This window comes from Paracoccus indicus, assembly GCF_003056335.1.
Classification (GTDB): domain Bacteria; phylum Pseudomonadota; class Alphaproteobacteria; order Rhodobacterales; family Rhodobacteraceae; genus Paracoccus; species Paracoccus indicus.
The window spans coordinates 46,760-59,328 of the sequence record NZ_PYWA01000002.1 but is presented as its reverse complement, the minus strand read 5'-3'; the positions used below and the strand labels follow the sequence as shown (position 1 = coordinate 59,328).

At 66.2% G+C, this 12,569-nt stretch carries 11 protein-coding genes and 1 tRNA gene; 6 read left to right on the top strand and 6 right to left on the bottom strand.

All coding sequences use genetic code 11. The features are described from left to right. Positions 1-31: 31 nt before the first annotated feature. Complete coding sequence (gene clpA / locus DDE75_RS03195; protein WP_108500962.1) at positions 32-2,356, top strand: ATP-dependent Clp protease ATP-binding subunit ClpA; 2,325 nt, start codon at positions 32-34, stop codon at positions 2,354-2,356. A gap of 111 nt (positions 2,357-2,467) precedes the next feature. Here the strand turns inward: clpA and DDE75_RS03190 are convergent, their stop codons facing one another. The 4 genes from DDE75_RS03190 to DDE75_RS03175 are packed head-to-tail and all read right to left on the bottom strand — an operon-like array spanning position 2,468 to position 8,259. After that, a complete protein-coding gene (locus DDE75_RS03190) occupies positions 2,468-3,067 on the bottom strand; it encodes an aminotransferase class IV (RefSeq protein ID WP_245894605.1) in 600 nt (199 codons plus the stop codon). Next, on the bottom strand, positions 3,064-4,191 hold the full coding sequence (locus DDE75_RS03185; protein WP_108500960.1) for an aminodeoxychorismate synthase component I: 1,128 nt from the start codon (positions 4,189-4,191) through the stop codon (positions 3,064-3,066). The genes DDE75_RS03190 and DDE75_RS03185 overlap by 4 nt, the downstream gene beginning before the upstream one ends. Continuing rightward, positions 4,188-7,646: a transcription-repair coupling factor gene (mfd, locus tag DDE75_RS03180; RefSeq protein WP_108500959.1), complete on the bottom strand. Its 3,459-nt coding sequence runs from the start codon at positions 7,644-7,646 to the stop codon at positions 4,188-4,190. Before mfd ends, DDE75_RS03185 begins: the two co-directional genes overlap by 4 nt. Positions 7,647-7,686: 40 nt before the next feature. Beyond that, entirely contained in the window at positions 7,687-8,259 is a 573-nt protein-coding gene (locus DDE75_RS03175; RefSeq protein ID WP_108501315.1) for a hypothetical protein, read from the bottom strand. A 98-nt stretch (positions 8,260-8,357) separates the two neighbouring features. On the opposite strand from DDE75_RS03175, the gene hemB reads away from it, so the two are divergent. Next, a complete protein-coding gene (gene hemB, locus DDE75_RS03170; protein WP_108500958.1) occupies positions 8,358-9,353 on the top strand; it encodes a porphobilinogen synthase in 996 nt (331 codons plus the stop codon). A 73-nt stretch (positions 9,354-9,426) separates the two neighbouring features. Further along, the gene (locus tag DDE75_RS03165) at positions 9,427-10,053 is read left to right on the top strand and encodes a lipid-binding SYLF domain-containing protein (RefSeq protein WP_108500957.1); all 627 of its coding nucleotides are present in this window, start codon (positions 9,427-9,429) and stop codon (positions 10,051-10,053) included. Between the two features lie 3 nt (positions 10,054-10,056). On the opposite strand, the gene DDE75_RS03160 is transcribed toward DDE75_RS03165, so the two are convergent. Together DDE75_RS03160 and DDE75_RS03155 are read right to left on the bottom strand one after the other, a co-directional pair. Next, positions 10,057-10,701, bottom strand: a complete 645-nt coding sequence (locus DDE75_RS03160; protein ID WP_108500956.1) for a GntR family transcriptional regulator — start codon at positions 10,699-10,701, stop codon at positions 10,057-10,059. Between the two features lie 32 nt (positions 10,702-10,733). After that, entirely contained in the window at positions 10,734-11,345 is a 612-nt protein-coding gene (locus DDE75_RS03155) for a M48 family metallopeptidase (RefSeq protein WP_418304170.1), read from the bottom strand. A gap of 181 nt (positions 11,346-11,526) precedes the next feature. Between DDE75_RS03155 and DDE75_RS03150 the strand changes: the two genes are divergently transcribed. From DDE75_RS03150 to DDE75_RS03140, 3 genes are all read left to right on the top strand, one after another. Then, entirely contained in the window at positions 11,527-11,844 is a 318-nt protein-coding gene (locus DDE75_RS03150; RefSeq protein ID WP_108500954.1) for an FYDLN acid domain-containing protein, read from the top strand. A 60-nt stretch (positions 11,845-11,904) separates the two neighbouring features. Then, positions 11,905-12,300, top strand: a complete 396-nt coding sequence (locus DDE75_RS03145; RefSeq protein ID WP_108500953.1) for a DoxX family protein — start codon at positions 11,905-11,907, stop codon at positions 12,298-12,300. 182 nt (positions 12,301-12,482) lie between these two features. Then, positions 12,483-12,558 (top strand) — tRNA-Ala (locus DDE75_RS03140). The last annotated feature ends 11 nt before the right edge of the window (positions 12,559-12,569 follow it).

Sequence of the window (12,569 nt, the reverse complement as noted above, 5' to 3'; positions counted from 1 at the left end):
CATACCGCCAGTCGACTGACAGGAGACGACCGTGCCAAGTTTCTCGACCTCTTTGGAACAGGCGATTCACCAGGCTCTTGCGCTGGCGAACGAACACCGCCACGAACTTGCAACGCTGGAGCATCTGCTGCTGGCCCTGACCGAGGAACCCGAAGCGGTCAAGGTCATGCGGGCCTGCAACGTCGATCTGGACGAATTGCGCAAGTCGCTGACCGAGTTCATCGAAGATGACCTCTCCACCCTCATCACCGACGTCGAAGGCTCGGAAGCCGTTCCGACAGCGGCCTTCCAGCGCGTGATCCAACGCGCCGCCATCCATGTCCAAAGTTCGGGCCGCTCCGAGGTGACGGGCGCAAACGTGCTGGTCGCGATCTTCGCCGAACGCGAATCCAACGCGGCCTATTTCCTGCAGGAACTGGACATGACCCGTTACGACGCGGTCAATTTCATCGCGCATGGCGTAGCGAAGAACCCGTCCTTCAACGAACCGCGCAACATCGCCGGCTCGGACGATCCCATCGACCACGAAAAGGCCGAGGAGGCGCCCGATGCCAAGGACGAAACCGCCCTTGGCAAATATTGCGTCGATCTGAACGTCAAGTCGAAGAAGGGCGATGTCGATCCCCTGATCGGCCGTGACTCTGAGGTCGAGCGTGCCATTCAGGTCCTCTGCCGCCGCCGCAAGAACAACCCACTGCTGGTGGGCGACCCTGGCGTGGGCAAGACCGCCATCGCCGAGGGTCTGGCGCTGAAGATCACGCGCGGCGAAACCCCCGAGGTGCTGTCGGGCGCGACCATCTTCTCGCTGGACATGGGCGCATTGCTGGCCGGCACCCGCTATCGCGGTGATTTCGAGGAACGCCTGAAGGCCGTCGTCAAGGAACTGGAGGCGCATCCCGATGCGATCCTCTTCATCGACGAGATCCACACCGTGATCGGTGCGGGCGCGACCTCGGGCGGGGCGATGGATGCCTCGAACCTGCTGAAGCCGGCGCTGGCCGGTGGCAAGCTGCGCTGCATGGGCTCGACCACCTACAAGGAATATCGTCAGCACTTCGAAAAGGACCGCGCCCTGTCGCGGCGCTTCCAGAAGATCGACGTGAACGAGCCTTCTGTCCCGGATGCCGTCAAGATCCTGATGGGCCTGAAGCCGCATTTCGAAAAGCACCACGACCTGCGATATACCAACGATGCGATCAAGTCGGCGGTGGAGCTGGCTTCGCGCTATATCAACGACCGCAAGCTTCCGGACAGCGCCATCGACATCATCGATGAAGCGGGCGCCGCGCAGCATCTGGTCGCCGAAAGCAAGCGCCGCAAAACCATCAGCCCGAAGGAGGTCGAGGCCGTCGTGGCCAAGATCGCCCGAATCCCACCCAAGAACGTCAGCAAGAACGACGCCGAGGTTCTGCGTGATCTGGAATCCTCGCTGAAGCGCGTGGTCTTCGGGCAGGATACCGCCATCACCACCCTGTCGTCGGCCATCAAGCTGGCACGGGCCGGTCTGCGCGAACCTGAAAAGCCCATCGGCAACTACCTGTTCGCCGGTCCCACGGGCGTCGGCAAGACCGAGGTCGCCAAGCAGCTCGCATCGACCTTGGGCGTGGAACTGCTGCGCTTCGACATGTCGGAATACATGGAGAAGCACGCCGTCAGCCGTCTGATCGGTGCGCCTCCGGGCTATGTCGGCTTCGATCAGGGCGGCCTGCTGACCGATGGCGTCGATCAGCATCCCCATTGCGTCCTGCTGCTGGATGAGATCGAGAAGGCGCACCCCGACGTCTTCAACATCCTGCTGCAGATCATGGATGCGGGTCGCCTGACCGACCACAACGGTCGCCAGGTCGATTTCCGCAACGTGATCCTGATCATGACCTCGAACGCGGGGGCCGCCGATCAGGCCAAGGCTGCCATCGGCTTCGGACGCGACCGCCGCGAGGGCGAGGATACCGCCGCCATCGAGCGGACCTTCACGCCCGAATTCCGCAACCGTCTGGACGCGATCATCAGCTTCGCCGCCTTGGGACGCGAGGTGGTCATCCATGTGGTCGAAAAGTTCATCCTGCAGCTGGAAGCTCAGCTGATGGACCGCAACGTCCATATCGAACTGACGCCGCAGGCCGCGGACTGGCTGGCCGAACGGGGTTACGACGACCGCATGGGCGCCCGCCCGCTTGGTCGCGTAATCCAGGAGCATATCAAGAAGCCGCTGGCCGAAGAGCTGCTGTTCGGACGCCTGACCAAGGGTGGTTTCGTGCGTGTGAAGATCGAGGACGACAAGCCCGTCTTCGACATCACCGGCCCCGAGGCGCCCCGCATCGGCAAATCCAAGACGCCCTTGCTGACCGCCGAATGAACCTGAAACGCCCCGCCCCCTCCAAAGGGCGGGGCGTTTTCCATGCGACATCCGCGAAGGGTGGCAAAAGCGCGGGCGACCCCTTCGATGGGGGTCGTCCGCGCTTCGCGTTCAGATCAGGCGCGCCGGGATCAAGCCACGTAGGGCGTTGCCGCAGAACAGCCGCCCTTCGGACAGATCCTCGGGCATCAGCACCGCCTCGCGCGCCATGCCGCTGGCCAACAGCTCGGCCCGCAAGACGCCCGGCAGCAATCCGCATTTCACCGGCGGCGTCAGCATCTTGCCAGCCCGCAGCAGAAACAGGTTGGTGATGCTGCCCTCGCAGACCTGGCCAGCCTCGTTCAGCAGAATCACCTCATCGGCCTCGGCCGGCATGGCCGCGCGCGCCGCATCATAGACCCCGCGGGCCGAGCTCTTGATCCCCAGCCAGGGATCGCCTGACCGCAGTCTCTCGGCAGATATCGCGACCCGCCAGTCCTGTGTTGCTTCGGGGGCGGGGGCATGCGTGACCTTGATCGCACCGTCAGAATGAACCACCAGCCTGACACGCAATGCCTGGCCCTGTGGCAGGTCCGCCAATGCCGCCGTGGCGGCCTTGGGATCCATCGGAAAGCCCACGGCCGCGCAGCCGCGCTCCAAGCGCGCCAGATGCAGCGGCCAGCGACGGATGCTGCCGTCGGGCTCGGCGCGCATGGTTTCGAACAGGGTCAACCCTTGGGGGATAGGGTCAGGAATGCGGATTTGCATAATGCTTCCTCCCACTCGGATCCGGTTTCGCTGTCATGGACGATGCCGCCGCCGACGTTCAGGCGCAACCGGTCCGGCGCGATCATCCAAGGCGAGCGGATCGCCACGTTGAACCGCATCGGCCCCGCGGGGTCGATCCAGCCGATGGCCCCGCAATAGACCTCGCGCGGTGCCGCCTCCAGTTCCGCGATGATCTGCATCGACCGGATCTTGGGGGCTCCGGTGATCGAGCCGCAGGGAAACAGCGCGCCCAGCACTTGCGCCAGCCCCACGCCGGGGGCAAGCTGCCCTTCCACGGTCGAGACCATCTGGTGCAGCGTCGCATATTCCTCGACGTGGAACAGCTGCGGCACGCGCACGCTGCCGGGCAGGCAGATGCGGCTGATGTCGTTGCGCAGCAGATCGACGATCATCAGGTTCTCGGCCCGGTTCTTTTCGGATGCGGCCAGACCTTTGGCGGCGGCGGCATCCTCTGCCAGCGTCGCGCCGCGTGCGGCAGTGCCCTTCATGGGCTTCGTCCGGATGACGCCCCGATCGTCGATGGCAAAGAACAGCTCGGGGCTGCGGGACAGGACCGGCGGGCCGCCCAGATCGACGAAGGCCCCCTCGGGTACCGGCTGGCGCGCAGCCAAGGCGGCATAGATCCGCAGCGGATCGCCCGTGACCTCGGCCTCCATCGGGAAGGTCAAATTGATCTGATAGGTGTCGCCGGCAGTGATGTAGTCATGCACGGCGGCGATGGCCGCATCGTATCGCGCCCTGTCCCACAAGGGGCGCGCGGGACCGATGCTGACACCGGCGCGGTCGGGCAAGGGGTCCGCAGGCCGCGGCCTGTCGAAGACCCCCATCAGGATCAACGGCATCTGCCGGTCGCCGGGCATCAGCGGGGCCAGCCGCGGCGACATCGCATGGCCAAGCTCATAAGACAGATAGCCCGCCAGCCACGCCCCCCGGTCCTGCGCGGCCTGCATGGCGGCCAGCGCCGGACCGACGCCCGCGATGGTATCGGCCCGGATCACCGTCTGCGGGGCGATGAAATCGGTCGCGCCGCCAAGCGGGCCGTGGTCGAAGCGGACCCGGCCGCTCACTTGGCGGCCTTGGCCTTGGCGGCCAGATCGCGGGCGATGGCGAAGGCGCCCTTGATGCGGTCGGCGTCCGAATTCCAAGTGCGGCCCACGAAGATCTTGTTGTCGGTGACCTTGGCCTGCCCCTGCTGGTCGGTCAGGAATTCGACCAGACCTGCGGGGTTCGGGAAGCGGTCCTGGTGGAACTGGATCGTCGCACCCTTCGGACCCGCATCCAGCCGCGCGATATTGGCCCGCTTGGCCATGGCCTTGATGCGGATGACCAGCAGCAGGGTGTTCACCTCGCGCGGCAAGGGCCCGAAGCGGTCGATCAGCTCGGCGGCAAAGCCCTCCAGCTCGACCTTGGTGGTCAGTTCGGCCAGGCGACGATAGAGGCCAAGCCGTACGTCCAGATCCGGCACGAAGCTTTCGGGAATGGTGACCGGAACGCCAAGGTTCAGCTGGGGCGCCCATTCGTCGTCGGGGGTGCCCTCGATCTCGCCCGATTTCAGCTTGGCGATCGTTTCCTCCAGCATGTTCTGATACAGTTCGAAGCCGACCTCTTTGATATGCCCGGACTGCTCCTCGCCCAGCAGGTTGCCCGCGCCGCGCAGGTCCAGATCCTGGCTGGCCAGGTTGAAGCCCGCACCCAAGCCGTCGATATTGCCAAGGAACTTCAACCGCCGCATCGCCTGCGGGGTCAGCGGGCTGCGCGGTTTCGTCGTCAGATAGCAATAGGCGCGGGTCTTCGACCGCCCCACCCGTCCCCGGATCTGGTAAAGCTGCGACAGGCCGAACATATCCGCGCGCCAGACGATCATCGTGTTGGCCGTCGGGATGTCCAGCCCGCTTTCCACGATGGTGGTGGCCAGCAGCACGTCATGGCTGCCGTCGTAGAATGCGTTCATCCGCTGATCCAGATCGCCCGCCGCAAGCTGGCCGTGGGCGACGATATAGGACAGTTCGGGCATGTTCTCGGACAGCCAATGTTCGACGTCGGGCAGGTCGGTCAGGCGCGGCACGACGAAGAAGCTCTGGCCGCCACGATATTTCTCGCGCAGCAGGGCCTCGCGGATGGAAACCCCGTCGAATTCGCTGACATAGGTGCGGATCGCCAGGCGGTCCACGGGCGGCGTGCCGATCACCGACAGGTCGCGCACGCCGGTCAGCGACAGCTGCAGGGTGCGCGGGATGGGGGTGGCGGTCAGCGTCAGGACGTGAATGTCGCTGCGCAGCTCCTTCAGGCGTTCCTTGTGGGCGACGCCGAAATGCTGCTCCTCGTCGATGACCAGCAGGCCCAGGTTCTTGAAGCGCACCTGTTTGGCCAGGACCGCATGGGTTCCCACGACGATATCGACGCTGCCATCGGCCAGACCGGCGCGGGTGGCGCTGGCATCCTTGGCGCTGACGAAACGCGACAGGGGGCGGACATTGATCGCCGTGCCGCGGAAACGCTCGGCAAAGCTGCGGTAGTGCTGACGGGCCAGCAGGGTGGTCGGTGCCACGACCGCGACCTGCATCCCCTGGCTGGCGGCGATGAAGGCCGCGCGCATGGCGACCTCGGTCTTGCCGAAGCCAACGTCGCCCACGATGAGGCGGTCCATGGGGCGACCCGCGGCCAGATCCTCGGCCACGTCCTCGATGGCGGCGGCCTGATCGTCGGTCTCGCTATAGGGGAAGCGGGCGGCGAATTGCTGCCATTCGTGTTCTTCGGGCTCCAGCACGGGGGCGGGGCGCAACAGGCGTTCGGCGGCGATGCGCATCAGCTTGTCAGCGATCAGCTTGATGCGTTCCTTCAGGCGCGCCTTGCGGGCCTGCCATGCCCCACCGCCCAGCTTGTCCAGCAGGCCTTCCTCGTGGCCGTATCGCGACAGCAGTTCGATGTTCTCGACCGGCAGATACAGCCGGTCGCCGCCCGCATATTCCAGCGCCACGCAGTCATGCGGGACACCCGCGGCGGTGATCGTCTCGATCCCGGTATAGCGCCCGATGCCATGTTCGACATGCACGATCAGATCGCCAGGCGACAGGGTCTGGGTGTCCTTCAGGAAGTTGTCGGCCTTGCGCCGCTTCTTGGCGCCCCGGATCATCCGGTCGCCCAGCACGTCCTGTTCCGAGATCACCGCGATGTCGCCAAGCGCCTGCCCCCTGGCGACGAACCCCTCGTCCAGCGGCCAGACGGTCAGGCCCAAGGCGCCCTTGCGGTCGGGCAGGTCGCGCAGATCGCCGATGGTCAGGGCGTCGGTCAGGCCTTCGTCCTTCAGAAGCCCCGCCAGACGTTCCCGCGCCCCGTCCGAGAAGCTGGCCAGCACCACGCGGTGATCCTTGCGCAGCGTCCGGACGTGATCGGCCAGCGCGCCGAAGAGGTTGATGGATTCAGCCTGGCGTTCGGGGGCGAAATTGCGCCCGGCCCGGCCGCCGGCATCCAAGACGCCCGGTCCGGGCGGCTGGTTCAGCACCGACAGGCGCAGCACCCGATGCGGCGACAGCCATGCGTTCCATTCGGCGTCCGTGGGGAACATCGCGTCCGGCGGCACGGGCTTGTAGACGGTATCGCTGCGGCCCTTGGCCTTCATGGCGGCGCAGCGGGCCTCGAACTGTTCGCGGATCATCGTGCGGCGGGCGTCGATGACCTGCCCGATATGATCGTCCAGCACGACCGAGGCACCGGGCATGTAGTCGAACAGGCTCTCCATCCGGTCGTGGAACCAGGGCAGCCAATGTTCCATGCCGCTGGTCTTGGCCCCGGCGCTGACGCTTTCATACAAGGGGTCGCTGGTGCCCAGCCCGTATTCGGCGCGGTAGTTCTGGCGGAAGCGGGTGATGGCGTCCTCATCCAGGATCACCTCGGACATGGGGGCCAGCTCGATCCGGGTCAGCTTTTCGGTGGTGCGCTGCGTGACCGCGTCGAAACGCCGCGCCCCGTCCAGCACGTCGCCGAACAGGTCCAGCCGGATCGGGCCGCTTTCACCGGGCGGGAAGATGTCGATGATGCCGCCGCGGATGGCGTAATCGCCCTGCTCGGTCACGGTGGGGCTTTGCACGAAGCCCATGCGGACCAGGAAATGACGCAGCGCGTCTTCGTCGATGCGGTCGCCGACGCGGGCGGTGAAAGCCGTCGCGCGCACCAGATCGCGCGGCGGCACGCGTTGCAGCACCGCGTTCAGCGAGGTCAGCAGCACGAACGGCCCCTTGATGGCACCCTGCGCAAGCGCGGCCAGCGTGGCCATGCGCGCGGCCTGCACCTCGGGGGCGGGGGACACGCGGTCATAGGGGGTCGTGTCCCAGGCAGGGAAGTCCAGGACGACCAGACCGGGTGCCATGAAGGCCAGCGCCGCGCGGGTCGCGGCCATCCGCCGGTCGTCGCGGGCCACATGGATGACGGGGGCGCCGCGGTTTTCGGGTCGCGCGGCCTCGCGGGCGATCAGCGCCGCGTCATAGCCTTCGGGGGCGCCGGAAAGGATCAACTGCTGGGACATGGATGCTCAGGTATAGTGCGAGGATATGAAGTCAAGCGCGTCACAGGCCATTGGGATGCATGATCGCCCAGGCCGAGCCCCAAAGCACCGTGGCCAGAACCGAGACCATCGACAAGACCGTGACCCACCGGCGGTGCCAGGTCATCGCGCGGGCTGCATCGCGGGCGGCCTTTTCGGGGGGGATCTGCCCCAGCTGTGCGGCATCGACCACGGGCGTCACGCGGCGGGCCAGCCGCACGCGCATCCAGAAGAGCAACCAGAAGGGCATCAGCAGCAGGAACACCGCCTGCGCCAACTCCAGCCAGAAGACAAAGCCAAGAACCGCCAGCGAGGTCAGCCCGAAGGACGTCAGGCCAAGGAAGACCGCCCCCTCGGTCGGACCAAGGCGCCAGCGCGGCAGCACCAGCGACAGCCAGTCCAGCAGCGTCATGACCGCCGGATCGTCGCCCTGCCCCGACGCCAGCGCCGCCCGTGCGCGCGCCACGATATCCGAGGGGATGCCCATGATGTTGCGCCCCGTGGCCGACCACAGGCCGACCAGCGCCAGCCAATACCAGATCGTCATGAATGAGCGGCTGTCCAGAAACCCGATCAGGCTGTTGACTTGCGGCACGAGCAGTTCCTTGTCCTTCACTGCGCGCGACCTTAGATCGGGTTTCAACCAAGGGAAAGCCGCCCGGTTGTCCCACCCCAAAAGGCAGGAGCCTCCGCATGGCCAACCCGATCGTCGCCCCCTTCCCCGCAGGCCGCCTGCGCCGCCTGCGCCGCAGCCCCAACATCCGCGCCATGGTCTCCGAGGTGAACCTGACGCCGGCCAACCTGATCTGGCCGATCTTCGTGACCGAGGTGCAAGGTGCCGAGGGCGAGATCGCATCCATGCCCGGCGTGGAACGCCTGACCATCGACGGGGCCAAGCGGGCCGCCGAACGCGCGGCACGTCTGAACATTCCCGCCATCTGCATCTTTCCCCATTCCGACATGGACCTGCGGACCGAGGGCTGCGAACGCGCATGGGACCCAGACAACATCGGCAACCAGGCGATCCGCGCCGTGAAAGAGACCGTGCCCGATCTGGTCGTGATGACTGACATTGCGCTGGACCCTTATAATGCCAATGGCCACGACGGGCTGGTCGTCGACGGAGAGATCCTGAACGATGAAACCGTCGAGGCGCTGGTTCGCATGGCGCTGGTGCAGGCCGAAAGCGGGGCCGACATCCTGGGGCCGTCGGACATGATGGACGGGCGCATCGCCGCCCTGCGCGGAGCCTTGGAGCAGGCGGGCCACAAGAACACGGCGATCCTGTCCTATGCCGCGAAATTCGCCAGCGCCTATTACGGGCCCTTCCGCGATGCCGTGGGCGCCTCGGGGCGGCTGGTCGGCGACAAGAAGACCTACCAGATCAACCCCGCCAACAAGGGCGAGGCGCTTCGCTGCGTCGCTCGCGACCTGTCGGAAGGCGCCGACATGGTCATGGTCAAGCCGGGCATGCCCTATCTGGACATCTGCCGCTCGGTGAAGGACGAATTCGGCGCACCCACCTTCGCCTATCAGGTCAGCGGCGAATACGCGATGATCGAGGGCGCGATCCGCAACGGGTGGCTGTCGCAGGATGTCATGGTCGAAAGCCTGCTGGCCTTCCGCCGGGCGGGCTGCGACGGGGTCCTAAGCTATTTCGCGCCCACCGTGGCCGAGATGCTGGCGTGACCCAGCCCTGTCGCGTATCGTCGCGGGCAATCGGGGCGGAACAAGCCCCTGCATCGTTGAACGAGGGCGACACATGACCAATACGACAAAGCTGTCCCGCCGGACCCTGCTGGCATCGGGCGGCGCGGCGCTGCTGGCCGCTGGATGCACCAATGCGGTCGGCACCAATGGCCCCGCACAACTGGACGGGCGGGTCGATCAGACGCATCAATATCTGGTTTCGACCTATCCGGCATCCGCACCGCTGATCCAGAACGCCCGCGGCGTCCTTTATATGCCGCTGATGACCGAGGCCGCTTTGGGCGTCGGCGGGGCCTATGGCCAGGGCGCGCTGCGCATCGGCGGGCAGACGGTCGATTACTACAGCGCGACGCGGGCCACCGTGGGCTTTCAGGCCGGCGCCCAGCAATACGCCCATGTGCTGATCTTCCAGACCGATCAGGCGCTGGCGGCCTTCCGCGCGGCACCCGGTTGGGTGGCGGGCGCAGGTGCCTTCTATGCCGTGCCCGCGGGTGGCATGGCAGTCGGCGCGGATACCTTCAGCGCTCAGTTCCCGGTCGTCGCGATGATCTTCGGCCAGTCGGGCCTGATCGCCGGGGCCGCGATCGAAGGCACGAAATACAACCGCATCATCCCCTCGACCCTGCCCGAGCTGCGTTTCGGCAACCTGGGCCTGCCGCCCATCGGCCAGCAGGGCTGATCTTCAGGCCGAGGTCAGATGCCTCAGGCCGTGCGTGACATCCGCGCGCACGGCCAGCCGCAGGGCGGGCTCATCCCCCGCCCGCAATGCCGCCAGGATCATCCGGTGGTGGCGCGGCGGCTCGTTCCGCTTCACCCGCCCGTAAAGCGCCCGCATCGTCGGCCCCAGCTGCAGCCAGATGGTCTCAAGCATGGCCAGCATCGCCGGTGCCTGCGCCCGCAGGTACAGCATCCGGTGGAAATCCAGGTTGCAGCGGATATAGCCCACCGCGTCATGGCGATCGACCGCATCGGCGATCCGCCCGTTCATCGAGGCCAACCTGTCGATCAGCGCAAAATGCGCGCGCGGCAGGGCGCGGGCGGCCAGCTCCGGCTCGATCAAGGCACGCAGGGCGGCCAGTTCCTCGATCCGTTCGTCCGACAGCGCGGGCGTGGCGACGCGGCCCGACCCCGACAGCGTCAGCGCCCCTTCGGCCACCAGACGGCGCACAGCCTCGCGCGCCGGGGTCATCGACAGGTGATGTTCCGCCGCCAGCCCGCGCAGGGTCAGCGCCTTGCCGGGCGGCAGTTCGCCCAGCATGATCTGGCTGCGCAACGCACGATACAGCCGTTCATGGGCTGCGGTCTCGGTGGGGCGGGGCGTGGTCATGCCACAGTTTGTGATCACATCCGCCCGGCGCGTCAATCGCGGAATTGCCACAGCATCAGATCGCCGCCATGTGCACGCAGCCAAGCGCGATGGGGCGCGTGATCGGGCATCAGGTCCTGGACCTGCGCCCAGAAGCGCGGCGAGTGATCCATATGCGCCAGATGCGCGACCTCATGCGCGGCGACATAGGTCAGGACCGGCGCGGGGGCCATGGCCAGCCGCCAGGAAAACATCAGGCGACCGTCATGGGTGCAACTGCCCCACCGCGACCGCGTATCGCGCAGGGCGATGGCGCGATAAGGACGCCCAAGCGAGGCCGCAAACCCGTCACAGGCCGGACGCAGACGCGCCAGCGCCACCTGGCGCAGCCAAGTCGCCAAGACCACCCCCGTCGGACGTCCCTGCGGCACCAAAAGCGCCTCGCCCTGGACCTGAACCTGCCGGACCTCGGCGGGGGTGATGGTCAGCGCCCGACCCTCGACCGGGATCTGCGCGCCGGGTCGGGCCGTCTGCCGTTCGGGCACCCGCAGCGCCGCCTGCCGCAGCCAGCCCGCGCGCGATTCCGCAAAATCACGGCCCTGTTCCAGCGGCGCCGTCACCGGCAGCGTCAGGATCGCACCGCTGCCGTCGCGGGGCACGCGCAAGGTTATTCGCCGCGCCCGTGCCGACCGGCGCAAGCGCAACTGTGATCCGTCAGAGAGGGTGATCCGTTGATCCATGCTTGCCTTGCCTGCGCCGTCCTGCCAGATAAAGCCTTTGACACATCCCGGCCTCTGTGGCAGGGGCCATCCCGATTTCCCCTAATCGCGGCTGAAGGAGAATACCATGCCCAAAGAGGAATGGGGCACCAAACGCCTGTGCCCGCATTGCGCAACGCGCTTCTACGATCTGAAGGCAGATCCCATGGTCTGCCCGGCCTGCAACAACCAGTTCACGCTGGACAGCCTGACGGACAGCCGCGGCAAATCCGTGACGCCCGAAAAGAACCAGGCACGCGGCAACAACCAGTCCACCGCGGATGACGACGAGGATATCAGCGACGATTCCAACGATCTGGACGATGATCTGCTGGAAGACGACGATGACGACGGCGATGTTTCGCTGGACGAGATCGCCGACGTCGCCAGCGACGACGAAGACTGATCCCCAAGGGCCGCGCATCACAGCGCGGCCCTTTTTCCATTCCGTCAGGAGACTTGAAGAATGCCGTTCAAAGGTCTTGGTGCCTATCAATCCCAGATGCTGGGCGTCCTGCGTATCGTGTCCGCATTGATCTTCTTTGCCCATGGCACCCAGAAGCTGCTGGGCTTTCCCGCCAGCGACATGAACCCTGCTGTGATGTCGCTGCCCTGGATCGCGGGCGTGCTGGAACTGGTCGGCGGTGCGATGCTGATCCTGGGGCTGTTCACCCGCCCCGTGGCCTTCGTGCTGTCGGGCCTGATGGCCTGTGCCTATTGGATCGCCCATGCCCCCCAAAGCCCCTTCCCGGCGCTGAATGGCGGCGATGCGGCGATCCTCTATTGCTTCGTGTTTCTCTATTTCGTCTTTGCCGGTCCGGGTGCCTTCAGCATCGACCGCGCCACCCACCGCGAGGCATGATCCACGCATCGGCAAGGCCTCCGGGCCTTGTCTTCCCAATGCCTTAAGGGTCGCGGCCCGCTATTTCGGGCCCGTCTGAAAAAATCCACGCAGCGGATGTTTTTTCCGCTTGCACCCCCCGGCGGGCACCCTTATAGACCCCCTCACAGCCAAGGCGGAAGACGCCGAAGCAGACAAGACGTGGGGCCATAGCTCAGTTGGTAGAGCGCTTGCATGGCATGCAAGAGGTCAGGGGTTCGACTCCCCTTGGCTCCACCACGTCTCCTCCC